The sequence below is a fragment of the Clavibacter davisi genome, from assembly GCF_052751415.1.
The window spans coordinates 2,733,429-2,757,503 of the sequence record NZ_CP199882.1 but is presented as its reverse complement, the minus strand read 5'-3'; the positions used below and the strand labels follow the sequence as shown (position 1 = coordinate 2,757,503).

Genomic DNA, 24,075 nt, shown 5'->3' with positions numbered 1-24,075 from the left:
CACAGAGGTCCCGGGCCCGGTGCAGGGCGTCTCGACACCCGTCCCCTGCGCGTGTACCCCTCGACGACCTTGGAGGGACGGGGCGCCAGCATGCCCGGCGTCGAGACGCAGGAGGTTGACAACTTGGCCCATGGTGACATCAGCGGTTCCGTCGGGAACCCGTCCGACCCGACCCGACCGCCCGCACCCGGGATGGATCGCCTCCCCACCCGCCGCGAGCTCCGTGCCGCCGAGGCCGCCCAGGCGGTCCGTCCCCGTCGCGACTCGGCCGCGCGCACGCTGCAGGCCCCCGCGCCGCGCGTGAGCACCGCGCCTGCCGCGCGCTCGCGCCGCACGAAGACCGCCAACGTCTTCGTCATGACCGTGGTAACCGGCGTCATCGGGGCCCTCGCGCTGCCGGCGTACGCCACCGGCGCCTCGATCGAGCACACCGCGAACGTGAAGGGCACCTCCCTCCAGGACTACACGGCCGCCAACGCGCAGGTCGTGACCGCCGACAACGCGTCGTCCGCCCCGGTCGAGGCCGGCTTCACCGCCACCTCCGTCGCCGAGCTCAACGCCCAGAAGGCCGACGCGGCCCGCTCCGCGCTCGCCCAGCAGCGCCGCACGCAGCTCGCGTCCTCGGTCACGAACTACACCGGGGCGTCCGCCTCGCAGCTCGCGCAGAACCCGATCTACCCGGGCACCTCGGCCACGGGCGTGGCCGCTGTGGCGCGCCAGTACCTCGGCACCCCCTACGTCCTGGGCGGCAACTCCCCCGCCGGCTTCGACTGCTCCGGGCTCGTCCAGTACGTCTTCGCCCAGTTCGGCCTCGACCTGCCGCACTCGGTCCGCGCGCAGGGCGCCGCCGGCGTCACGGTCCCCGAGTCGGAGGCGCGTGCCGGCGACATCGTGGTCTGGAACGACGGCAGCCACGACGGCATCTACACCGGCAACGGCATCATGATCGACGCGCCCAAGCCCGGCGACCACGTCAAGGAGCGCCCGGTCTGGAGCTCCAACGTGCACTACGTCCGCCTCCTCGGCTGACCCGCGCACCGACCTCCGGAGGCCGGCGGCACGCATCCACCCGATGCGCCGCCGGCCTCCGTCGTTCCCCGGGACAAACGGGGGTCGCTGGGCTACCCTGTGCGGTGAGACGTCCCTCGACCCGCCCGGGAGCCCCGATGACCACCGCACGCGACATCCGCACCATGGATGCGCACGTGCGCCACGGCCATCGGCACCATCCCCGGGTGGGCATCCACCTGGTCCACCCGAGCGGTCACCCGCTCTCCTGAAGGCATCGCCGAGCACTCGGCGGTGCCTTCGCGTGTTCCCGGGGGCGGGGACGCCTCATTCGGATTCCTGGAAGCCGTCCAGGCCGGTCTGAGAGGGATGTCGTGCGCACACTGGTACTCAACGCGGGCTTCGAGCCGCTCGCCGTCGTGTCGTTCAAGCGGGCCCTGGTGCTCGTGCTGAGCGGCAAGGCCACCACGCTCGCCCAGGACGAGGAGAACCCAATCCTCGGGAGCGGCGGCGCCTGGGGCCGCCCGTCGGTCATCCTCCTGACGCGGTACGTGCGGATCCCGCACGCGCGCCGTGTGCCCGTCTCGCGCCGCGGGGTCCTGCGGCGCGACGGCGGCCGCTGCGCGTACTGCGCCCGGAACGCGACCACCATCGACCACGTCCTGCCCCGTTCGCGCGGGGGGAAGGACACCTGGGAGAACCTCGTCGCCTGCTGCCTGTCGTGCAACAACCGCAAGAGCGACCGGACGCCCGAGGAGATGGGGTGGTCGCTGCGGACGTCGCCGCGGGCTCCGCAGGGGAGCGGCTGGGTCGTCAGCGGCATGGAGCGCCCGGCTCCCGGCTGGGACGAGTTCCTGGCGCCCGCGGCCTGACGCGGGACGGCGGTCGACGCGCCCGACGGGATCCGGCGGACGCGCGTCCGTAGGCTGAGGGGATGACCGACGACGTCCGTGCCTCCGCGACCCCCGACGATCCGTTCCTGTGGCTGGAGGAGATCCACGGAGACCGCGCGCTCGCGTGGGTCCGGGCGGAGAACGACCGGACGCTCGGCCGGTCGCCCGAGGAGTCGCGCGCCGGGCTCACCTCCGAGCTGCTCGAGGTGCTGGAGTCCGACGAGCGCATCCCGTACGTGACCCGCCACGGCGAGCACCTCTACAACCTCTGGCGCGACGCCGAGCACGTGCAGGGCCTCTGGCGCCGCACCACGCTCGACGAGTACGCGGCGCCGTCGCCCGAGTGGGAGGTCCTGCTCGACCTCGACGCGCTGGGCGCCGCCGAGGGGATCCCGTGGCAGTTCTTCCGGGCGCAGCTGCTGTCGCCCGACCGCGACCGCGCGCTCGTGTCGCTGTCGCCCGACGGCGGGGACGCCGTGGCGGTCCGCGAGCTCGACCTCGCCACCGGCCGCTTCGTCGAGGGCGGCTTCGCGGTGCCGGTCGCGAAGACGATGGTGTCGTGGATCGACCGGGACACCGTCTTCGTCGGCACCGACTTCGGCCCGGGCAGCCTCACCGAGAGCTCCTACGCGCGGACGGCCCGGCGCTGGAGCCGCGGCCAGGCGCTCGCCGACGCCCCCGAGGTCCACGCGGTCGCGGCGAGCGACATGCTCGTCCACGTGACGCACGACCCCACGCCGGGCTTCGAGCGGGACGTCATCCGCGAGGTGCCCGACTTCTTCACCTCACGCACGCTGCTGCTCACCGACGCGGGGACCGTGCCGATCGACGTGCCCGAGGACGTGGACGTCGACCTGCACCGCGAGTGGCTCGTGCTCCGGCCGCGCACCGACACGGAGATCGGCGGCGTCGTCCACCCCGCGGGCTCGCTGCTGGCGGCGCACCTCGACGACTTCCTCGCCGGATCCCGCGAGCCGGCCGTGCTGTTCGCGCCGACCTCGTCGCGGAGCCTCGAGGACTGGGCCTGGACCGCGGGGCACCTCGTGCTGACCCTGCTGGAGGACGTGGCGAGCCGGATCCGCGTGCTGACTCCGCCGACGGCCGACGGCTCCGGCGGCTGGAGGGAGGAGGACGTGCCCGTGGGCACGCCGCTCGCCTCCGTCTCCGTCGTGGCCACCGACCGCGAGACCGACGAGTACTGGCTCGCGGTGACGGGCTTCCTCACCCCGCCCACGCTCCTGCTCGGCGTGGTGGGCGAGGGCGCGCCGCGTGCCGTCAAGGACCAGCCGGCCTCCTTCGACGCGTCCGGGCTCGAGGTCGCGCAGCACTTCGCGGTGTCCGACGACGGGACGCGCGTGCCGTACTTCCAGGTGGGGCCGCGGGACCTGCCGCTCGACGGATCCGCGCCCACGCTCCTCTCCAGCTACGGCGGCTTCGAGAACAGCCGGCTGCCGTCGTACAGCGGCGTCGTGGGGCGCGGCTGGCTCGCGCGCGGCGGCGTCTACGTGCTCGCCAACATCCGGGGCGGCGGCGAATACGGCCCGGCGTGGCACCGGGCCGCGCTCCGGCAGGACCGCCACCGCGCCTACGAGGACTTCGCGGCGGTCGCGCGCGACCTGGTGACCCGCGGCGTCACCGTGCCCGCGCGCCTCGGCTGCGAGGGCAGGAGCAACGGCGGGCTGCTCGTCGGCAACATGCTCACCACCTACCCGGAGCTGTTCGGCGCCGTGGTCTGCGGGGTGCCGCTGCTCGACATGCGGCGGTACACGCGGCTCTCCGCGGGGGCGTCGTGGATCGCCGAGTACGGCGACCCGGACGTGGCAGGGGACTGGGAGTTCATCCGCACGTTCTCGCCGTATCACAACGTCCGGGAGGGGGTCGCGTACCCGCCTGCGCTCGTCTACGCGGCGACGAGCGACGATCGGGTCGGCCCCGTGCAGGCGCGGAAGATGGTCGCGCTGCTGCACGAGACCGGGGTCGAGGACGCCTGGTACTTCGAGAACACCGCGGGCGGCCACGGCGGGTCCGCGGACAACCCGGCGACCGCGCGGCTCCAGTCGCTGATCCACGCCTTCCTGTGGGAGCGGCTCGGCGCACGCCGCTGACGGACGCGGCGGACCGGCGATGCGGCGCCGCATCGACGGTCCGCCTCAGCCGGTGCGGTCGAGGGCCCGCGAGCGCTGGTGCATCCCGGCGATGAGGTCGGAGAGCATCGCCGTCGGCGCGAGCCCCACCTCGCGCTCCAGCCGCGCGCGGTAGGCGCCGTACGCGTGCAGCGCGTCGGACTGGTTGCCCGCGGTGAGGTGCACGGCGATGAGGCAGCGCTGCGCGGTCTCGCGGAGCGGATCCACCTCGATCGCCCGGCGGGCCGCGGACGCCGCCTCGTGGAGCCGGCCGCGCACGCGGAGCACGTCGGACTGCGCCTCGAGCGCGTTCACGCGGAGGTGCCGCCACTCGTCGGCGGCGGGCTCCAGCCAGGCGTCGAACCAGTCGGGCAGGAGGGGTGAGCCGAACAGGGCCACGGCGTCCGGGGCCAGGTCGGCGTCCGCCGGCTCGACGATCCGCGGCTCGAGCAGGCGAGCGGCGGTGGCGCGGGCGACGCGCAGGTCGACCCGGACGTCCGCGCGGAGGAGCAGGCCGCCGGGCGTCGTCTCGACGATCTCCCGCCCGGCGTCACCGAGGCGCGCGACGGCGGAGCGGAGGCTCGAGGCCGCGCGGCCGTCGCGCGCCTCGGGCCACAGCTCGGCCGCGAGCGCGCCGCGGTCGGCGGGCCGGCTGCGGAGCGCCAGGGCGGCGATGAGGCGCTGCGTGCCGTCGGACAGGGCGGTGGCGGGCGGGCCCACGGTCGTCGTCGTCGCGAGCGGGGCGGGTGGGTGCGAGGCGTCCGCGAGCGGTGCCAGGCCGGCGACGCGGAACCCGCCGAGCAGGTCGACGCGGATCACCGGGCGGCCCCGGCGCACGCGGGGGAGGAGGTGGACGGGCTGTCGGGCCCGGTGCCGGTCACGGCATCACGACGCGCGACGAACGTGCTCCCGTCGTGCGCGTGCTGATGCATGGGGCACCTCCGTCGCCGCCAACGTATCCGTTCGGCGACGAAAGCCCATCATCCGGGTGCTTTTGGGGCTAGGTGCGCCGCGCCGCCCGGCGACGGATCGACGGGCGGCTCGGCATGGGGTGCGAGGGCGGCTAGGCCTTCGCGGTCTTGCGTCGTGCGTGGATCCCGAGGCCCAGGGCTCCGAGGACCAGGGCGGCGAGGCCCCAGCCGATCGTGGGCGTGGGGTCGTATCCGGTGACCGGGAGGTTCCCGCCCGGCGTGGTGCCGCCCGGACCGAAGGGCGTCCCCGGGGTGCGCGTGGCGGTCGGGGTGCCGGCCGTCGGCGTCGGGGTGCCCGTCGTGGCGGTGGGCGTGGGAGCGGTCGGGGTCGGGGTCGGCGCGGTCGCGGTGGGCGTCGGCGCCGTGGGGGTGGGGGTCGGTGCCGTCGCGGTGGGCGTCGGCGTGGGAGCGTCGGTCGGCGACGTCGTGGGGGCCACGGTCGGCGACGTGGTCGGCGCGTCGGTGGGCGTCGCCGTCGGGGTGACGACGGCGGTCACGAAGTTGCGGATGCGCGCGGAGCAGGTGACGGTCGCGCCGCCGCCGTTGCCGGATCCGATGCACTGGTCGACCTGCACCGCGAGCGCGGTGGAGGTCGTGGAGGTCGGCACGGTGCAGGTCACGCGACCGGCCCCGCCGCCGCCGTTGCCGGACTGGTTGCACTGAGTGATGTCGGCGTTCGTCGTGCTGCCGACCGGGGAGCAGTTGACGGCGTTCGCGCCGCCGCCCTGTCCGGCGGCGATGCACTGGTTGACCGTCGCCGGCGTCGTGGTGCTCGTGCCGGTGATGTTGTTCGTGACGTCCACGGTGCATGCGACCTCGCCGCCGCCGCCGTTCCCGGATCCGTTGCACTGGTCGACCGAGGTGACGATGGTCTGCGCGCTCTGCACGTCCGTGGTGCAGGTGCCGGCGGTGTTCGCGGCGCCGACGCAGACGACGGTCGTGACGGTCGACGAGCCGACGCCGGTGGCCACGTCGAGGTTGTTGACGACGGTGACCGAGCAGGTGACCTGCTCGCCGCCCACGTTGGAGATCCCGTCGCACTGCTGGATCGCGGTGGCGGTGGCGGCCGACGCGGAGTCGAGGGAGCTGCCGACGCCGACTCCGATGCCGACCACGGCCACGAGGGCGATGAGCGCGGCACCACCGGCGGCGACGAGACGCGCGCGGAGCGGGCGTCGAGGGCGGGTGATGCGGGTCGCGGCTGCGGCGGACCCGGGTGATGCGAGGTGATTCGGCACGGTGCTCCTTGTTCGGGAGCGAGCCTGCTCGCAGGGGCGCGACACGGCCGCGACGGCCGCGTGACCGGCGCGTGACACCCGGCGCGCCACGGCGCCGGATGCGCACGGCCGCGGTGCGCGGGCCATTCATTACGTGACTCCGGCGGGCATGCGAAGAGGGCCGATCCGCATGCGGATCGGCCCTCTCGGGTGCATTCCGCGCCAGGCGCGGGAAGCGGTGCGACTACTTGTTGGAGCGGTACTCCTCGAGCAGGTCGGCCGAGATGCGGCCGCGCTCGGAGACCTTGTGGCCGTGCGCGCGCAGCCATTCGCGGGCGGCGCCGAGGTCCTCCTTGGGCGCGCTCGAGGACGAGCGACGCGGGCTGGAGGAGCGGCCGGAGGAGGCGCGGCCGACGCGGCGTGCGCGGTCGACGTACGTGTCCAGCGCCTCACGGAGCTTCGCGGCGTTCGCGTCGCTCAGATCGATCTCGTAGTTCACGCCGTCGAGTGCGAAGGGGACGGTCTCGCCCTTTCCCTCATCGATGACGACGCCGTCGATGTCGTCGACGAGCGTGGTGACAACCTTGCGAGCCACGTCCATTCCTTTCCTTGCGGATGATGCATCCTGCGATGCCTGCGTTCCACACGATACCGTTCCCGGCGTGATTTCCGAAACGAGACGCGCGATCCGGTCGTCGATTACGCGATATGCGCGTGCCCTGAGCGCGGCATTCGCATTTCGGACCCGTCCGGGGATGCGCTCCGGCCCTTTCCGGGAGGGCGAACGGGCCGGCGCGGGCGTCCCCGCCGCCTATTTTCGGAAAGCGGGGAATTTGATGCGTCCCGCAACGGATCCGCGGCGCCGGGGTGCGCAGGCGGGTGCGCAGGCGGGCGCCCGGACGCGCGAGGGCCCGCGGAGACGTGCTCCGCGGGCCCTCGATGCCGATCCTGCTGCGACGCCGGATCAGTAGTACTCGCCGTGGCGGTAGTCCCACGACGGGAACGACCGGGCGAGCGCCGACATGATGACGTCGACCGCGAGGCCGCGGCGGATGAGCGTGGGGCTCGGGGTGACGGAGCGCTCGCCGCGCTGCTCGGGGATGAGCGCGCCGGACGCGTCGACCATCGAGACCATGACGCCCTGCTCGTGCCGGCTGGTCTCGTCGAGGCCCGGCTGGATGGAGGCGACGTACTCGTCGGCGGCGACGATGACGTCGGCCTGCTGCTCGATGCGCTCGCCGATGCCCTCGACGCGACCGCGATTGCCCTTGCCGGACGGGTTGGCCGAGCTCGCGAACGCCAGGCGGCCGCTCGCCCAGAGGTGCTCGGCGAGCTGCTCGGCGGGGCGGCCGAAGCGGATCACGAAGCAGCTCGTGCCGCGGCGGTCCATGGCGAGCTGCGCCGCGGTCTCGTCGGGGAGGAGGTGCTTCGCGTCCTCGCGCCAGGGGAGGATGCAGCCGAGCAGCACGTCCGCGTCCCAGTGCTCCTGGTAGAAGGCGAGGATCTCGTCGTTCAGCACGGCGAGCTGCTGTAGCTGCTCGATGCTCGTGCAGAGGACCACGCCCGGCTTGTCGCGGTTGCGCTGCTTGGCGTCGAACTTGCGCTCGAGGCCCGCTCCGTCGGTGGTCATGAGGATGTAGCCGACCTTGGTGGCGGCGACGACGAGCCCGCCGGGGGCTTCGATCGCGGCGGCGGCGCGCTCGTCGAGGCTGCCGTCCCAGGGGATCGTGCGGGTGGTGTCGGTCATGGGCGCGTGCCTCTCGTACGTGTCGGGAAGGGGAGCATGGGCGCACCTGCGTCGGGCCGGGATGCGCCGTGCCGCGCGTGCGGCGATCAGGCGGTGTGGACGACGGTAGGCGCGGCGGCTGGGCGGGACGGGTGAGCGTCCACAGGGGACGACCCTATCCCTCCGCCGCCAGCACCGTGCGGCAGGCGAGGTGCAGCGCGAGGCGCGTCTCGGCGTCCGCGAGGTCGACCTGGAGGATGCGCTGCACGCGCTGGATCCGCTCGGCCACCGTGTTGCGGTGCACGGCCAGGATCGAGGCGGTCTCGGCGACCGACGACTCGGCGTCGAGGTAGGTCGCGAGGGTGGCGAGGAGGTCGCCCGCGGTCTGCCGGCGCAGCGGCGCGAGCAGCTCGAGCGCCGCCGGCTGGAAGGTGTCGGTCTGCGTCCAGGCGAGGAGCAGCTGCGCGAGGCCCAGGCGGTCGACGTGGAGGAAGCGGCCGGACTGCGGCCGGGAGGCGGCGAGACGCGCGGCGTCGGCGGCCTCCGTGAGCGAGCGCGCGATCCCGGCCGGCCCGTGGTGCACGCGTCCGACGCCGACCGCGCTCGACAGGTCGTCGTCCCACCGCTGCTGCGCCCGCCGCACCGCACGCGCGGCCGCCTGGGCCGCGGGGACGTCGGGCTCGAGGTCGAACGTGATCCACGCAGCCCAGCCGTCGCCCTGCTCGACCACGCCCACGTCGAGGCCCTCCGCCCCGAGCGCCTCGATGAGCTGGTAGCGGCGGCCGACGGTGTCCACGTCCTGGCGCGCCACGACGCGCACCCCCATGTGCCAGCCCTCGACGCGCCAGCCGAGCTCGAGGGCGCGGCGGAGCAGCCCGGCGCCGGGGGCGTCCCCCGCCTCCAGGAGCTCGCCGAGCAGCGCGATGCGCCACCGGGCCTCGCGCTCGTCGACCACGCGCCGCAGCGACAGCCGGTGGCCGACCGCGAGCGCGGCGATGGGGAGGGCGGCGGCCACGGCGTCGACCTCGGCGGGCACGGACCCGGGGACCTCGACCACCAGCCAGCTCGGCGCGACCAGACCGGAGTCGACCCGCGCGCTCACCAGCGTGCCGGTCTCGCCGACGGGGCGCGCGTCGACGTGCCCGGGGAGCCCCTCGGCGATCGCGGCGCGCGCCTCGGAGGACGGGAGCGCGCCATCGGGCGCGAGGACGCGGCCGGAGGAGTCGACGAGGAGCGCCGGCCGGCCGAGGAGCGCGGTCGCCGCGACGAGGGTGTCGGCCGGATCCCGGTCGGCGTCCGCGAGCGCCGTGACGGCGTCGAGCGCGGCCCGTCCCGCGGCAGCGCGGGCATCGCCGAGACGGTCGTGGAGGGCGAGCGAGGTGGCCCACGCGTCGTCGCACGCGAGGACGACGACGCCGAGCCGGGCTGCGAGGAGGGACGTGGCCGGATCCACCGCGACGGCCGCATCGAGCACGACCACGGTCACCCCCCGGTCGGCGAGGCGGCGCAGGCGGGCGTCGAACCGCCAGGTGGTGCGCTCGGTCCGGTCGAGGACCACGAGCACGTCCGTCCCCGGGGGCAGCGGCTCGTCCGACGGGGCGTCCATCAGCCCGCCCTGGACCCGCGTCACGGCCGGGTCCGCGGATCCGGCCAGGCGGCGCACGTCGGCGAGCGACGCGTGGTCGAGCAGCGCGGAGAGGACGACCGGGCGGATCACGCGGGCACCTCGACCGCGCCGAAGCCGAACGCGGCGGGGGAGACCGCGGCCCGGCGCTCGGCCGTGGCCGTCCACCAGGCGGGGGCCTCCAGCGCGACGACGGCGACCTTCGCGCCCGGCCGCACGGCGTCGACGAGGAGCGCTCCGGCGCCCGCCACGGAGAGGCCCGGCACCGCGATGACGGTGATGATGTCGGGTGCCGCGGCCACGGGCAGGCCGTCCGCGAGCGCGACGACGAACTCGTTCTCGGCCTCGAGCCGGATGACCGCGCCGCTCCGCTCGTCCACGACGCTGACGGTGGTCACGTCGAAGCGGCCGCGGCGCGGCGAGGTGACGACGTCGACCACGCGACCGTGCCCGAGGAGCACGCCGCCGAGCGCCTCCGCGAGGTCGGCCGGAGCGTCCGTGCCGTCGGCCGCGCGCAGGGCGCGCCCGAGCCGGCGCGCACGCTCGGCGGTGCCCGGGATCGCCGTCGCGCGGAGGTCGGCGGCGCGCTGCGGCGACAGGGCGAGCGCGGCCCAGCCGGAGGAGTGCGCGATGGCGAGCCGCAGCAGGCCCTCCACCTCCGAGGGGCTGACGCCGTCGAGCAGCATGGTGCGTCCGCCCGGCTCGGCGACGACGCACGGCGAGATGGCGCGGCCGGAGACGACGAGGCTCGACTGGTCGATCCGGGGGAACGCGCGTCCCATGAGGTCGGCGTCGAGCAGCGGCAGGCCGGTCATCGACGCCGCCGCGAAGGGCGCGAGCCCGTTGACGCCCGCCATCTCGAGCGGCATGAGCGCCGCGGGAGGCGTGCCCGTCCACCGCGTGAGCGCCTGCACCGCCTCGGGCAGCTCCGTGCCGGAGGGGAGCTTCTCGCGGAGCACCGACGTGGATCCGATGTAGCCCACCGGCACCACGAGGTCGTCCGGGTCGAGGTCGTCGAGCCCGATGCCGCGCACCGGGGCCGTGGCGAGCTGCCGGGCGGTGGCGGCCGCGAGGATCCGCGGGTCGCCGCCGCCGCCCGAGCCCAGCAGCATCAGCCCGGCGACGAGGTCGGGGAGGTCGTCGACTCCCAGGTCCCGGCTCACCGGCGTCACGGTAGCACCCGGCCGTCCGCCCTCCCCGGGCCCCGGCCGGGCCCGTCCGTCCTCGGCCGGCGGCCGGCTACCGCGGGAAGGCGTCGACGGGGGAGCGAACGGGATCGATGTCGTAGCCGAAGTAGCGCGGCCCCGTGAGCTCGATGCCGCGCGGGCTGTGCCAGCGTTCGTCGGCCGGCGCGCTGACCACGCGCACGCGCTGCCCGAAGCGCAGCGTCTCCGTGGTGATCGGCTCGCCCGTCTCGCTGTCGAGCACCATGATCAGGTCGGGCGTCGAGGCCACGGGGACCCCGTCGATCGACGCCAGCAGCATCTCGTTCTGGAAGCCGAGCACGATCTCGCGGCCCTCGTCGGCGCCCGTGCCCTGGATCCTGGCCTCGCCCTTCGCGAAGCCCGCGACCGTGCGCCGGGCCACGTCCACGACCTTGCCGCCGAGGAGCACCGCGCCGCCGAGCCGCTCGGCCACCGCCTCCACCGGGTCGACGAGCGCGTCACGGGCCTCCTCCACCAGCGTGCCGAGCTCGTGGCACAGCGAGAGCGTGCGCGGCACGAAGGACGTCTTGATCTGCGCGCCCGTCATCGCGTAGTTCGACATGATCATCGAGCTGCCCATCTGCACGGCCACCGGTCGGGTGAGCCGCTCGGCCCAGGCGTTGTCGATGGTGTCGACGACGCCCGTGTTGCCCTTCTCGTCGGCGAAGGACATGGGCGTCGCGCGGATCCCGTCGATGGTGGGGATCACCATCTGGATCTCGGGGAACGCGCGTCCCATCCCGTCGCCGTCCACCAGCGGCAGGCCCATGCGCGCGGCGGCGACCATCGGGATGGTGGAGTTCGCGCCGCCCACCTCGATGCACGCGACGTGCGTGGGAGTCACGCCGAGGTAGCGGGCGAGCGACAGGATCGCGCCCTGCAGCTGCTCGACCGTGGGGAGCTTCTCGACCATCACGGTGGGCGCGCCCATCATCGCGACGGGGATCACGACCGCGTCGTCCGGCAGGTCGAACGGGTCGGCGAGCGGGATGGGGCCGAGCTCCTTGATCGCCTCGGCCGCGAGCAGGCGCCCGATGTAGGGGTCGCCGCCGCCGCCCGTGCCAAGGATGGCGGCGCCGCGCGCGATGGCGGGCAGGTGCTCCAGCCGGATCTCGGTGAGGCGGGTGCGGGGCACGGTCGTGTCAGACATGCGCGGCCTTCCTGATCTCGAGGTCGCCGACGGCCTTGGCGCGGATGCGGATCGCGTTGCCGGGCAGGTAGGGGATGACGAGCTCGTCGAAGTCCACGATCTCGACGCTCGCCGGGGACGCGCCCGCGGCGACCGCGCGCTCCACGGCCTCCTGCCGGGCGTCGTCGAGGGCCTGCTGGCGGGATCCGTCGTTGACGCTGTAGACGCGGTCGAGCTCGCCGGAGACCTGCGCGATGGCGGCGCCGACGGCGTTGGCGACCGCGTGGTCGTTCGGCCGGACGATCCGCCCGAGTCCCTCGAGCTCGTCGGGCAGGAGGATCGAGCCGCCGCCCACGGCCACCACCGGCAGCGGCGCGGACGAGGTGCGCATGCGCTCCACGACGTCGGCGACGCGTCCGGCGATGGTGTCGAGCGTCCGCCGCACGAGCTGGGGGGAGAGGTGCGCGACGAGCGCGGGGTCGCCCACCTCGGCCATGCCGGCGGCGACCGCGACGTCCGTGGTTGTGAGGGTGTCCCCGCCGAACACGAGGGCGCGCCGGCCGAGCGCGTAGCCGACCGAGTCGGGGCCGACCAGGTCGCCGTCGCCGCGCACGCGGGATCCGCCGCCGATGCCGATGGAGAGCACGTCCGGCATGCGGAAGTTCGTGCGGATGCCGGCCACGCTGATCTCGGTCGTCGCCTCCCGCGGGAAACCGCTCGCCAGCACGCCGACGTCGCTCGTGGTGCCGCCCACGTCGACGACCGCGCACGTGTCGAGGCCGGAGAGGAGGGCCGCGCCGCGCATCGAGTTGGTGGGGCCGGACGCGAAGGTCGCCACCGGGTACCGGCGCGCGAAGTCGGCGCCCATGAGCGTGCCGTCGTTCTGCGAGAGGTAGAGGGGAGCGGTGATCCCGTGGCCGCGCACGGCCTTCTCGAGCCCGCCCACGATCCCGTCCGCCAGCTCCCGGAGCGACGCGTTGATGATGGTCGCGTTCTCGCGCTCCAGCAGCCCGATGCGGCCGATCTCGTGGGACAGCGAGATGGCGACATCGGGTCCCAGCTCGGCCGCGAGGACGGCCGCGGCCTCCACCTCGAACTCGCTGTTCACGGGCGCGAACACCGACGAGATCGCGACGGAGCGGAGGCCCCGCCGGGCGATGTCGGCCGCGTGCCGCTTCAGCTCGTCGTGGTCGAGCGGCGCGATGACCCGGCCGTCGAACTCGTGGCCGCCGTGGGCGAGGTACCCGGTGCCGCGCACGGCGTCGACCAGCGCCTCGGGCCAGTCGACGAAGGGCGGCAGCGACGCGGTCGCCGGCAGCGCGAGCCGCACGGCCGCGGTGGGCGCGAGTCGCCGGGCCTCGACGAGGGCGTTGATGAAGTGGGTGGTGCCGATCATGACCGCGTCGATCGCGGCCGGGTCGAAGGGGTGCTGCCGGTCGAGCTCCGCGAGCGCGCCGACGATGCCGGAGGTGACGTCCTCGGTGGTGGAGGACTTGATGCCGACGACCACGCGGTCGCCGTCCATGAGCACGGCGTCCGTGTTGGTGCCGCCGACGTCGATGCCGATCCTCATCGCCTCGCCCCCGTCCCGGCCGTGGCCGCGACCGGCGTCGCGGCTCCCGGCGCCGGGTGCGCGGCGCCCTCGGTGGCGACCTCGCCGACGCCGCGGATCAGGCCCGCCTTACCGAGCAGCGCGTAGAGCACGAAGGCCGTGATCACCGCGTTCAGGCTGCCGAGCCCGAAGGTCGCGTAGTAGCCGACGAGCGCGGAGACCAGCCAGATCCCGAGGCTCACCGGCACCCAGCGCGGCGCGCTCGCCGGGAGCGCGCCGGTCGCGCGGGAGGCGTCGAGCGCCGGCCGCCAGTTCCTCACCACGAAGTACTCGGCGATCATGATCCCCACGATGGGCGGGAACGCCACGCCCAGCAGTGTGAGGAACGCGGTGAACTGGCCGAGGATCCCGGCCGCCGCGAGCACCGACCCGACCAGGCCGACCACCACGGTGACGAGCGCCCGGTTCACGCGCCGCCCGAACACGGCGTCGATGAAGTTCACGATGCCGAGGCCCGACGAGTACAGGTTCCAGTCGTTGATCTTGATGGTGCCGAGCAGGATCACGAGCACGCCCACCCAGCCCACCGACGACAGGATGATCGCGGAGACGTCGGCCGTGCGCACCGCGTGCGCGAGCAGCACACCGGACAGCCCCGTGAGGTACTCGCCGACCGTGATGCTCACGACCGTCTGCTTCACCACGTCGATCGCCGAGCGGTTGTAGCGGGTCTGGTCGGGCGAGATGAGCGCGCCGACGATGAAGCCGCCGGCCACGATCGAGGCGCCCGCCAGGATCGACATGGGCGGGCCCGGCGCCGCCTGCGTCACGAGCTCCGAGATGTCGTGCTCCTTCAGCTCGAGGACGACGGCCCAGCCGACGAGCAGCAGGAAGAGCGGCACCGCGATGTTCGCGACCCACTGCATGCCGTGGAAGCCGAGCATCACGACGGCGGTGATGATCAGGCCGAACGCGAGCGACCAGGCCCACACCGGCAGCCACGGCATGATCGAGTGCAGCCCGGAGGCGGAGACGCCCGACTGGATGCCGAACCAGCCGATGAGGCTGACGCCGATGGCCAGGCCGATGACGGCGGAGCCCGCGTGCCCGAATCCCGTCCACCGCGACAGGATCGAGGTGTTCAGCCCCTCGCGCTGCCCGATGAGCCCGGTGAAGACGCAGACGACCTCGAGGATCACGGCGCCGATGGTGATCGCCCAGAAGGCATCCCAGAACGACATGCTGAAGCCGAGCGTGGCGGCGACGACGAAGGCGCTCAGCGCGGACAGCTGGCCGACGCGCTGGGTCGCGATGGGGAACCAGTGGTAGCGCGCCTCCTGCGGGACCCGCGCGAGCGCGTAGTCGTCGGGTGCGGTGGATGCCATGGGGACTCCTCGGGTGTCACGACGGGTTGCCACAGCGTAGGGATCCGCCCGCGGAGGGCGCCATGTGCAGAGTGCCCCGTCGGGAGCGGGGAGCGGGGCGGAGTGCTGGGGGAGAGTCCGGGCGGGTCGGCTCCGAGCCTGCGAGCATCGGGAGTCTCATGGACGACGCGCGACCTCGGAACCCCGACTCCTGGGAGCCGCCGGGCCTGGGGGCGGCCCTCGTGGGACACCTCGTCCTCGGGGTCGTGAAGGCGCCGGTGGTGCTCGTGCTCCTCGGGCTCGCGACCCTCCTGCCCGCCGTCCCGTCGCCGGGAGCCGGTGGACTGGTGGCGCTCGTCGCCGTGGCCATCGGCGTCGGCGCGCTGATCGAGGTCCTGGTCGAGGACCCCTTCGCCCGGCGGCGGAGGCTCTCGTCGCCGGGCGGCTGGGACTTCGCGCTCGTGCCCCCGCTCGTCGCGCTGGTGGGGGTGGTGGCCCTCGGCTGGCTCATGAGCCGCTCGCTCGCCGTGGGCGTGGCGGTGGGAGCCGCCTGGGGGCTGGCCTCCGCGGTCGGGATCGCCATCGGCCGACCGTGGGAGCCCGGCATGACGCAGGACGAGCACGACGCCAAGTGGATCGAGCTGAAGGACATGACCCGCGAGACCTTCGCCCCCGACGTGGAGGAGATCCGCCGACGCGCCGGGGAGCGGAGCATGCAGCGCTACCGCGACGCGATCGAGAGGAAGCGGCGGGAGCAGGACAGCGAGGGCGGGTGAGCCCGGACGATCCGTCCTACGTCGTCGTGGGGATGTAGCGACGCAGATGCTCGCGCAGCTCGGGATCGACCACGTGCACGAAGGTCCCGCGGATGCCGCGCGTCATGAGCACCGCGTAGATGTTGCTGATGAGCAGCCGCAGGTCATCGTCGGAGAAGGTGATGCCGAGCGTCGGGTTGTTCTCCTGGCCCTTCTTGTCGAAGTAGGACTCGCGGTGCATGAACAGGCTGCCGCCCTCGGAGTCGTATCGGAGATCCGGCCCGATGATGACGCCGGCGTAGTTCAGGTCGTATCCCTGCACCGTGTGGATCGAGCCCACCTCCTCCAGCGCGTTCGTCGACGCGATCCAGTCGCGTTGAGTGCTGTTCCACTTCGCCCGGTAGTCGCCGATCCGGATGTCGAACGCCTGAGGGTCCTTCTTCGAGACCCACTCCCATGCGTACCCCGCCACCATGCGCGCGAGCCCGTGCTCCCGGTCACGGTCGCGGATGGCCGCATGCATGGCGCCGACATCGTCGAACATCCGCAACTCGTAGTCGCCGAGGGCGTCCGCGGTCAGCGGCTCCTCCGGACGCGAGCTCGGCGTCGCGCCGAGGACGCGGCGGATGTACCCGATGTAATCCGTCCCCGCTCGCACGCGCATCTGCGACATGAGCGGCTGCCAGCGGCGACCGCGTCGTGCCTCGGCGATGACGCCGTCGATGATGTCCGCGCCGAGATCGGCGGGCCGAACGCTCTGCGCGGGGTCGATCATGAGGATCTGATGCGTGCTCTTCCCGCGGATCCAGTCCAGCTGCGTCTTGTGCTTGTCGTCCTCCCCGAAGAGGGCGACGGTGATGTCCTCGAACTTGCGATTCAGCGGCCCCGAGGCCTGGTTCGCCCGGCGGTTCAGGCGATGCGCCTCATCGACGATGAGGAGGTCGAAGCGGCCTGCGCTCTCGCCGACCTGGAAGGGCGTCAGGACCTCGACGCCTCGTAGCCCGGGCGTGCGCGTGAACACCTTCTTCACGCTCTCTCGCAGCGACTGCTGGGGAATGACGAAACCCGTGCGCATCCCCTGGAGCGCCTCGCGGTTCTCGCCGAGGAAGAAGTCGGTGAACACGGAGTCGCTGTCGAGGACGTCGTCGACCGGGAGCCGCCCGATGTCGGCGATCAGCTTCAGCAGGTAGATCGCCACGACGGTCTTCCCGGTGCCGGGCTCGCCCTGGATCACCATCGTGCTCTCGATCCCCGTCTGCCGGTCCGCTACCAGACCTTCGAGCACCTGCTCCAGCGCGACCTCCTGGTCAGGCGAGAGCGCCTTGAACGGGGAAAGCTTGAAGAGGTCGCCGTTCTCGATCTCGGCGATGGAGCGCTGGAACAGCCCCTCGCGTCGAAGCGTCTCGAAGACCCTCTCGAACTCCGCGGTGTAGGTGACTCGGTCGTAGTAGTCCGCGTTCGTGATCCCGATGTTGCGGTTCAGGACGGTGTAGACGCCGTCGCCGGAGAAGAGGTTGATGAGACGCGACTCGAAGTCCAGGCACACGGACTTGTTGAAGGTCTCACCGACGATCACGCGCGCGGTCGCCAGATGTCCGCGTGCGTCGGACTTGAGGTGCTGTGCGAGACGCGCGGCTGCCCGGAGCGATTCCCCGACGTAGAGGTCGTCGGGTGCGCGGCGGCTCGGCCGCGTTCCGGCGGGCGGACCGTCGAGGACGTAGACCACCGGCCAGTTGGAGTTGCGCGGATGCTCTGCTCCCCATCGGGCGACGGCGTCACCGGAGAGTGCGACGCGACGGACCTCAAAGTGCGTCATACCGGGCGCTGCGTCCGCGAGCCTTCTCCACCGGGTACTTGGCTCGCGTGACGGCCAGCTTCTCGCGCACGATCTCCTCCGGGTCGAGGTCCATCCGCTCGGCCAGGAGCAGGCAGTACGTCAAGACGTCGGCCAGCTCGCCCCTCACCTGCGCAGGGTCGCCCTCGGCATCCCACTGGTAGCACTCGAGCAGCTCGCCCGCCTCGATCACGATGCTCTTCGCGAGGTTCTCCGGCGTGTGGAACTGCGCCCAGTCCCGTTCCGCGACGAACGCGGCGAGCTCGTCGCGCACGTCTCGGCTGACCATGCGGTCACGGTAGCAGGCGGTCCCCGATCCCGAAGTGGGGGCACCGCGCTTCCATGAGCGCGCATGGACATCCGTATCGTCAGGATCACCGAGACGAGGGAGTCCCCATGGAATTCGCCGAACGACTGGCCGCCCTGGCCCTGAAGGTCCGCAACCAGCGCGAGGCCATCCAGACGGAGGAGGCGACGAAGAACGCGTTCATCATGCCGTTCATCTCCACGATCCTCGGATACGACGTCTTCAACCCGCTCGAGGTGGTCCCCGAGTTCACGGCGGACCTCGGCCTCAAGAAGGGCGAGAAGATCGACTACGCGATCATGCGCGACGGTGAGGTGCAGATCCTCATCGAGTGCAAGAAGTCGACGGAGCCGCTGAAGATCGAGCACGCGTCGCAGCTCTTCCGCTACTTCGCCGTCACCAACGCGCGCATCGCGGTGCTCACGAACGGCGACACGTACCACTTCTACACGGACCTCGACGCGCCGAACCGCATGGACGAGAAGCCGTTCCTCGTGCTCGATCTCGCGGACATCGACGAGACCCTGCTGCCCGAGCTGATGAAGCTCACGAAGGACGTGTTCGACCTCGATTCGATCATCAGCGCGGCCGGTGAGCTCAAGTACGTCGGTGCGCTGAAGCGGGCGATCGCCGCCGAGTTCCGGGAGCCGACGCCGGAATGGGTGAAGCTCCTCACGCGGCGCGTGTACGAGGGCTCGTTCACGGAGAAGGTGCGCGACCAGTTCACGACCCTCGTCGGCAAGGCGTCGAAGCAGTACCTGAACGAGCAGGTGAACGACCGCCTGAAGACGGCCCTGGGCGCTCCCGCGTTCCCGTCGGCGCCGACCGCGGTGTCGGCCGACGCGATCACCAGCGAGGAGGCCGTGGAGGCCGACCTCGATCGCGACACCGAGATCGAGACGACCCTCGAGGAGCTCGAGGGCTACCAGATCGTCAAGGCCATCGCCTGCAGCGAGGTGAAGCCGCAGCGCGTGGTGCACCGTGACGCGAAGTCGTACCTCGCGATCCTCCTCGACGACAACAACCGCAAGCCCATCGCGCGCCTCCACTTCAACGGCAAGAAGCAGAAGTACCTGGGGCTCTTCGACGCGCACAAGGTCGAGACGCGGCACCCGATCGGATCGCTCGACGAGATCTACGCGCACGCGGACGCGATCCGGGAGGCGATCCGCGGGCACGCGGGGGAGCCGGTCGGCGCGTAGTTCCGGGTCACTCCGCCAGCGCCTCCGCGATCCGCGGGAACTCCACCGCCACCACGCGCCACAGCACCTCCACGTCCGTGCCGTCGTAGTCGTGGGCGACGAAGCTCCGTACCGCGCGGATCCCGCTCCAGTCGACGTCGGGACGGGCTTCCCGGAAGGAGGTGGGGAGGCGGTCGGCGGCGCTCGAGAGGTCCACGACGAGCGAGCGCGCGATGCGGCGCTGCTCGTCGTCCGCGGGGTCGACGAAGCGCGCGTGGCCGCGCGCCGCCACCCGTCGAGCGGAGACCGCGAACCGCGCGATGTCCGCCAGCAGCGCCGGGATGCGTTCGCCGTCGATCATCAGAGGGCCACGGCCTCGGTTCGGATGCGGTCCATGACCGGCCCCGTCCCACGATCGGAGACCACGTCGACGTGCAGGCCCAGCAGTTCCGTGACCTCGGCCATGAAGCCCGCCAGGTCGAAGAGGGACGCGTCCGGCGCGGGATGCACGAGGAGATCCACGTCGGATCCCGCCGTGGCGTCCCCGCGCGCCACGGATCCGAAGACGCGGACGTCGCTGAGGCGTCGGCGGGCCGCGACCTCGAGGATCCGCTCCCGCGACGCCCGCACGCGCTCGAGCGACGGGACCCGCAGCACCGACCCCAGCCGCTCGAGCGTCTCGGGGGACGGCTGCCGGCGACCGCTCTCGTACGCGGCGATGTTCGGCTGCGGGACCCCCGTGCGAGCGGCGAGCTCGCGTTGCGACAGCGCCATCTCGCGGCGCAGCCGACGCAGCTCCTCACCGATGGACGCCTCGCTCATGACCGCGATGATATCGGGCCGATATCGCGAGGCGAAGGGTGCCCCTGGAGGGACTCGAACCCCCAACCCTTTCCTTAGGACGGAACTGCTCTTCCATTGAGCTACAGAGGCTGACGGGCCCATGGTAGCGGAGGGCCGCGGGCTCGGCTGAGGTGGGCGGGCGCCGGGGACGGACACGGGCGGCTGTCCGCCGAGCCCCCCGGATCGCCCCCCGCGCGGCCCCGCCTGCCCGTTTCCCCACCCGGCGCGTCGTACTGTTGCCGGGTGTGGCGTGCCAATGAACGATCCGACGACGACGACGACCTGCTCTCCGGGTTCGCCGCCGAGCATCTTGAGGACCCCCACGTGAACGCTTCCCACAACAGCACCAGCCCCCACGACCTCCGCGTCGGCGACGTGCAGCTGGGCAGCGGCAACGTGGCCGAGCCCCGCTGGCGCGAGTGGCGCGAGCAGCTGGCCGGCATCGGCGGGCCCTCGCCCCTCCTCCACTTCGTCGACGTGCCCGGCGCGCGCATCGAGCTGAGCACCACGCATCCCGGCGGCCTCGCGCAGTTCATCACGGGCAAGACGACCCTGCTGTCGTCCCTCATCCGCGACGAGCTCGCGCTCCGCAGCGCCCGCAAGGCCGCGAACAGGATCACCCAGAAGGGCATCGAGCTGGTCTCGGCCCGGGGCATCGAGTCGATCCACCTCGCCATCGGCCTCGCCGAGTGGCGCTTCGCCGACGAGCAGTTCCGCGCGCCGGTGCTCCTGCGCCCGCTCGCCATCCGCCGCCACGGCAGCGACTACGAGGTGCGCCTCAAGGGGCAGCCGTTCCTCAACCCGGCGCTCGCTCGGGCGCTCGAGGAGCAGTTCCAGATCACGCTCGACGCCGAGTCGTTCGTCGCGCTCGCCGTGCAGAACGGCGCGTTCAAGCCGCAGCCGGTCATCGACCGCCTGCGCGGCCTCACCTCGCACCTGCCCGCCTTCGCGGTGCAGCCGCGCCTCGTCGTCTCCTCGTTCGCCGAGGTCGGCCGCGCGCTCGCCGAGGACGCGGAGCACCTCGACCACCTCGTGATCGATGCCATCGCCGGCAACCCCACCGCCAAGTGGGGCGTCGGCGAGGCCTACGCGCCGGTGGATCCGATCCCGCAGGACCAGCGCCCGCCCGTCACCGACACCCTGCTGCTCGACGCGGATCCGGAGCAGGAGTACGTCATCGCGCAGATCAACGCGGGCAACTCGCTCGTGGTGACGACGCTTCCCGGCACGGGTGGCACGCAGACGATCGTCAACTCCATCGGCTGCCTCGTCGCGCAGAACAAGCGAGTGCTCGTGGTGAGCCCCCGCGCCTCCTCGCTGAAGGGCATCGGCCAGCGCCTGGCCGACGTGGGGCTGCCGGGCCTCGCCGTCGCACCGAAGTCGCTGAAGCGCGACGTGGTGCAGTCCATCGTCCGCAACGAGAAGGCCGCGCCCGCGCAGACCGCCGAGGTCGACGACGCGCTCGTGCGTCTGCGCCACGTGCTGCTCGACTACCGCTTCGCGCTCGGCCGCCCCGACGCCGAGCTCGGCGTCTCCGTGCTCGACGCGCTCGGCGAGCTCTCCCGCCTCGCGCTGCTCCCCAGCCCGCCGGCCACCACCGCGCGCCTCACCCGCGCAGCCGTGACGGCCATCGCGCACGACCGCGCGAGCGCCGCCGCCTCCCTCGTGAAGGCCGCGAGCCTCGGCGAGTTCCGCTACGGCCCGGGCGACTCGCCCTGGTACGGCGCCACCTTCCCCACGAGCGCCGCCGCGAGCCACGCGCACGACCTCGCGAAGTCGCTGTCCGCCGACGGCCTCCCGCGCCTCCTCGAGCGGGCCGACGAGCTCATCGGCCAGACGCGGATGCGCGCCTACCGCTCCATCGACGAGCTCGGCGTGTACCTCCGCCTCCTGCTCGACGTGCGCGAGACCCTCGACAAGTTCCAGCCCGTCGTCTTCGACCGGTCGCTCAGCGAGATCATCGCGGCCACCGGGTCCCGCCGCGACGCCCCCGAGATGACGAGCATCACCCGCCGTCGCCTCCGCAAGCTGGCGCGCGAGTACGTGCGCCCGGGCGTCCACATCTCCGACATGCACGAGAGCCTCCAGGCGATCCAGAAGCAGCGGATCCTGTGGCAGCGCTACGTCGCGGTCGGCTCGACCCCGGAGGTCCCGCGCGGCATCTCCGACGTGCACGTCCGCTTCCAGGAGGTCGCCGCCGACCTCCGCGTGCTCGACGAGCCGCTGAGCATGCTCACCCGGCCCACCCCGCTCGCCGAGCTGCCCGTCGACGAGCTGCGCGAGAAGGTCGCCCAGCTCGCCGAGGACAGCGAGGTGCTGCAGAACCTGCAGGAGCGCACCTCCCTGCTGGCCGAGCTCCGCCGCCTCGACCTCGACCCGCTGCTCCGCGACCTCTCCGACCGGCACGTGCCGCAGGAGGCCGTCGCCGCCGAGCTCGAGCTCGCCTGGTGGCAGTCCGTGCTCGAGCAGATGCTCGCGGGCGACAAGGCGCTCCTCAACGCGAACACGAGCGTGCTCGACCGGCTCGAGTCCGACTTCCGCCTCGTCGACGAGGCGCACGCGACCGCGAGCGCGGGCCTCTTGGCCTGGCAGCTCGCGGAGACGTGGAAGATCGGCGTGGTCGACTGGCCCGAGGAGGCGCACCACCTGCGCCAGCTGCTCGGCGGATCCGCCCCCGTCGACGCCGCGGCCCTCCACCACTCAGCGCCCCACCTCTCGCGCACGATCGCGCCGGTCTGGCTCGCGTCGCCCTACGAGGTGCCGGCGATCACCGACGAGATGCCCTTCGACGCCGTGTTCCTCGTGGACGCCGGCGCTATGACGCTCGCGGAGGCCCTCGGCGGCATCCGGCGCGGCAAGCAGACCGTGGTCTTCGGGGATCCCGTCACGCAGACGCCGTCGCCGTTCACGATCGCGGTCGTGCCGCAGCCGGAGCGCTCGACGCCCCAGCTCGCGGACGACGACTCGACGCTCGAGGAGCGCCACGCCGACTCCGCCCTCGCGCGCCTCGGCGAGCTCCTGCCCTCGCTCGCGCTCACCCGCAGCTACCGCGCCGGCGGCGAGGACCTGGCCGAGCTCGTCAACCGCCGGTTCTACGGCGGTCGCATCCAGTCCCTCCCGTGGGCCGGCACGTTCCTCGGCCACGGCAGCCTGTCGCTCGACTTCGTCGCCGACGGACACGGCATGCCCGACGAGGACTCCGGCGCGGTCGAGAGCGTCGACGCCGAGGTGATCCGCGTCGTGGAGCTGGTGCTCGACCACGCGAGCCACCGCCCGCGCGAGTCCCTCATGGTCATCACCGCGAGCGCCCGGCACGCCGTGCGGGTGCAGCAGGCCGTGCTCCACGCGGCGGCCAAGCGCAGCGACGTCACCGAGTTCTTCATCGGCGACCGCGCCGAGCCGTTCATGGTCGCGACCCTCGAGCAGTGCGTCGCGCAGAGCCGCGACCGCGTGATCTTCTCGGTCGGCTACGGCCGCACCCCGCACGGCCGCGTGCTGTCGAACTTCGGCTCGCTCGCGGCTCCCGGCGGGGAGCGCCTGCTCGCGGTCGCCATGACGCGCGCCCGCCGCTCGATGGTCGTGGTCTCCTGCTTCCAGCCGTCGGACATCGACCAGGACCGGATGAAGCACGGCATCGTCGCGCTCGCCCAGATCCTGTCCGAGGCGGAGGCGCGCTTCCGCGAGGACCCGATCCCGGACGACGGCGACGCCATGCTCGTCGACCTCGCCCGCCGCCTCGAGGGCCTCGGCCTCGCGCCCGCCCTCGGCCACCGCGACAAGCTCGGCCTCGTGGCGTCCTACGGCGGCCGGGCCATCGCGATCGAGACCGACCCGGTCGTCAACCAGACGAGCCTCCGCGAGTCGCTGCGCCTGCGGCCCGAGATGCTCAAGCGGCTCGGCTGGCACTACCTCCGCGTGCACTCCTTCGAGCTGTTCGCGGATCCGGACGCCGTCGCCCGCCGCATCGCCACCGCCCTCGGCGCCATCTCGGACGCGCATCCGGTCACCGCGCCCGTGCAGGTGCAGGCCGGCGCGCACCGGGCGGATTGATGCCGGAGCGCGATCCGTCGGACGCCGACGGCCACCCGCACGCCGCGGGGGAGCCCCGGCCGGCGCGCCGGTCGCGGCGCGCGTCGACGCCGCCCGTGCCGGGATCCGACCCCACGCCCCAGGCCGACGCGCGCGTCCCCGCGGTGCGCGCCGCCGAGGACGCGCCGCAGGGCTGGGGCGACGCGCCCGCGTCGGCCGACACCAACGACGACCGCCTCCGGCTCGACCGCCCGCCCCACTGGGGCTGAGCGGACGGACCGGAGGCGGTCGGTCGTGCGGGAGCGCGGATCCCG

20 protein-coding genes and 1 tRNA gene are annotated in these 24,075 nt (G+C 73.1%); 7 read left to right on the top strand and 14 right to left on the bottom strand.

Annotation, left to right across the window (positions count from 1 at the left end):
- Positions 1-192 precede the first annotated feature (192 nt).
- The 3 genes from ACU4ZT_RS13020 to ACU4ZT_RS13010 all read left to right on the top strand — a co-directional run bounded on the left by ACU4ZT_RS13020 (position 193) and on the right by ACU4ZT_RS13010 (position 4,006).
- Positions 193-1,029, top strand: a complete 837-nt coding sequence (locus ACU4ZT_RS13020) for a C40 family peptidase (RefSeq protein ID WP_270979820.1) — start codon at positions 193-195, stop codon at positions 1,027-1,029.
- A gap of 353 nt (positions 1,030-1,382) precedes the next feature.
- Positions 1,383-1,880 carry an HNH endonuclease gene (locus ACU4ZT_RS13015; protein ID WP_063071397.1) on the top strand — a complete coding sequence of 166 codons (498 nt, stop codon included), beginning with the start codon at positions 1,383-1,385 and terminating at the stop codon, positions 1,878-1,880.
- 62 nt (positions 1,881-1,942) lie between these two features.
- Positions 1,943-4,006, top strand: a complete 2,064-nt coding sequence (locus ACU4ZT_RS13010) for a prolyl oligopeptidase family serine peptidase (protein ID WP_445337326.1) — start codon at positions 1,943-1,945, stop codon at positions 4,004-4,006.
- 45 nt (positions 4,007-4,051) lie between these two features.
- Here ACU4ZT_RS13010 and ACU4ZT_RS13005 read toward each other — a convergent pair whose 3' ends face one another.
- The 9 genes from ACU4ZT_RS13005 to ACU4ZT_RS12965 form a co-directional block, all read right to left on the bottom strand.
- Positions 4,052-4,843 carry an AfsR/SARP family transcriptional regulator gene (locus ACU4ZT_RS13005; protein ID WP_445337325.1) on the bottom strand — a complete coding sequence of 264 codons (792 nt, stop codon included), beginning with the start codon at positions 4,841-4,843 and terminating at the stop codon, positions 4,052-4,054.
- A 244-nt stretch (positions 4,844-5,087) separates the two neighbouring features.
- A complete protein-coding gene (locus ACU4ZT_RS13000) occupies positions 5,088-6,233 on the bottom strand; it encodes a hypothetical protein (protein WP_414764185.1) in 1,146 nt (381 codons plus the stop codon).
- Between the two features lie 223 nt (positions 6,234-6,456).
- Positions 6,457-6,807, bottom strand: a complete 351-nt coding sequence (locus ACU4ZT_RS12995) for a histone-like nucleoid-structuring protein Lsr2 (RefSeq protein ID WP_063071452.1) — start codon at positions 6,805-6,807, stop codon at positions 6,457-6,459.
- A gap of 369 nt (positions 6,808-7,176) precedes the next feature.
- The gene (locus ACU4ZT_RS12990) at positions 7,177-7,959 is read right to left on the bottom strand and encodes an L-threonylcarbamoyladenylate synthase (protein WP_063071400.1); all 783 of its coding nucleotides are present in this window, start codon (positions 7,957-7,959) and stop codon (positions 7,177-7,179) included.
- Positions 7,960-8,113: 154 nt separating this feature from the next.
- A complete protein-coding gene (locus ACU4ZT_RS12985) occupies positions 8,114-9,655 on the bottom strand; it encodes a PucR family transcriptional regulator (protein ID WP_445337324.1) in 1,542 nt (513 codons plus the stop codon).
- The gene (locus ACU4ZT_RS12980) at positions 9,652-10,725 is read right to left on the bottom strand and encodes a DUF917 domain-containing protein (RefSeq protein WP_445337323.1); all 1,074 of its coding nucleotides are present in this window, start codon (positions 10,723-10,725) and stop codon (positions 9,652-9,654) included. Before ACU4ZT_RS12980 ends, ACU4ZT_RS12985 begins: the two co-directional genes overlap by 4 nt.
- A gap of 76 nt (positions 10,726-10,801) precedes the next feature.
- Positions 10,802-11,917, bottom strand: a complete 1,116-nt coding sequence (locus ACU4ZT_RS12975; RefSeq protein WP_270979811.1) for an S-methyl thiohydantoin desulfurase family protein — start codon at positions 11,915-11,917, stop codon at positions 10,802-10,804.
- On the bottom strand, positions 11,910-13,469 hold the full coding sequence (locus ACU4ZT_RS12970; RefSeq protein ID WP_414764183.1) for a hydantoinase/oxoprolinase N-terminal domain-containing protein: 1,560 nt from the start codon (positions 13,467-13,469) through the stop codon (positions 11,910-11,912). Before ACU4ZT_RS12970 ends, ACU4ZT_RS12975 begins: the two co-directional genes overlap by 8 nt.
- The gene (locus ACU4ZT_RS12965; protein WP_445337322.1) at positions 13,466-14,833 is read right to left on the bottom strand and encodes a purine-cytosine permease family protein; all 1,368 of its coding nucleotides are present in this window, start codon (positions 14,831-14,833) and stop codon (positions 13,466-13,468) included. Before ACU4ZT_RS12965 ends, ACU4ZT_RS12970 begins: the two co-directional genes overlap by 4 nt.
- A 158-nt stretch (positions 14,834-14,991) precedes the next feature.
- Here ACU4ZT_RS12965 and ACU4ZT_RS12960 point away from each other — a divergent pair, with 158 nt between their 5' ends.
- Positions 14,992-15,588, top strand: coding sequence for a hypothetical protein (locus ACU4ZT_RS12960; RefSeq protein ID WP_063071406.1), 597 nt, complete (start codon positions 14,992-14,994; stop codon positions 15,586-15,588).
- Positions 15,589-15,604: 16 nt separating this feature from the next.
- Here ACU4ZT_RS12960 and ACU4ZT_RS12955 read toward each other — a convergent pair whose 3' ends face one another.
- The gene (locus ACU4ZT_RS12955) at positions 15,605-17,143 is read right to left on the bottom strand and encodes a DNA/RNA helicase domain-containing protein (RefSeq protein ID WP_445337321.1); all 1,539 of its coding nucleotides are present in this window, start codon (positions 17,141-17,143) and stop codon (positions 15,605-15,607) included.
- A gap of 226 nt (positions 17,144-17,369) precedes the next feature.
- On the bottom strand, positions 17,370-17,690 hold the full coding sequence (locus ACU4ZT_RS12950; RefSeq protein ID WP_063071408.1) for a nucleotide pyrophosphohydrolase: 321 nt from the start codon (positions 17,688-17,690) through the stop codon (positions 17,370-17,372).
- Between the two features lie 107 nt (positions 17,691-17,797).
- Between ACU4ZT_RS12950 and ACU4ZT_RS12945 the strand changes: the two genes are divergently transcribed.
- Positions 17,798-18,910, top strand: coding sequence for a type I restriction endonuclease (locus ACU4ZT_RS12945; protein WP_270979805.1), 1,113 nt, complete (start codon positions 17,798-17,800; stop codon positions 18,908-18,910).
- 7 nt (positions 18,911-18,917) lie between these two features.
- Here the strand turns inward: ACU4ZT_RS12945 and ACU4ZT_RS12940 are convergent, their stop codons facing one another.
- The 3 genes from ACU4ZT_RS12940 to ACU4ZT_RS12930 all read right to left on the bottom strand — a co-directional run bounded on the left by ACU4ZT_RS12940 (position 18,918) and on the right by ACU4ZT_RS12930 (position 19,822).
- Positions 18,918-19,250: a HepT-like ribonuclease domain-containing protein gene (locus tag ACU4ZT_RS12940; RefSeq protein ID WP_063071410.1), complete on the bottom strand. Its 333-nt coding sequence runs from the start codon at positions 19,248-19,250 to the stop codon at positions 18,918-18,920.
- Positions 19,250-19,711 (bottom strand): XRE family transcriptional regulator, encoded by a 462-nt coding sequence (locus ACU4ZT_RS12935; RefSeq protein WP_063071411.1) that lies wholly within the window; start codon positions 19,709-19,711, stop codon positions 19,250-19,252. The genes ACU4ZT_RS12940 and ACU4ZT_RS12935 overlap by 1 nt, the downstream gene beginning before the upstream one ends.
- Before the next feature lie 39 nt (positions 19,712-19,750).
- A tRNA-Arg gene (locus ACU4ZT_RS12930) sits at positions 19,751-19,822 on the bottom strand.
- Between the two features lie 153 nt (positions 19,823-19,975).
- On the opposite strand from ACU4ZT_RS12930, the gene ACU4ZT_RS12925 reads away from it, so the two are divergent.
- Together ACU4ZT_RS12925 and ACU4ZT_RS12920 are read left to right on the top strand one after the other, a co-directional pair.
- Positions 19,976-23,782, top strand: a complete 3,807-nt coding sequence (locus tag ACU4ZT_RS12925; RefSeq protein ID WP_445337320.1) for a DUF4011 domain-containing protein — start codon at positions 19,976-19,978, stop codon at positions 23,780-23,782.
- Positions 23,782-24,030: a hypothetical protein gene (locus ACU4ZT_RS12920; protein WP_445337319.1), complete on the top strand. Its 249-nt coding sequence runs from the start codon at positions 23,782-23,784 to the stop codon at positions 24,028-24,030. The genes ACU4ZT_RS12925 and ACU4ZT_RS12920 overlap by 1 nt, the downstream gene beginning before the upstream one ends.
- Positions 24,031-24,075 lie beyond the last annotated feature (45 nt).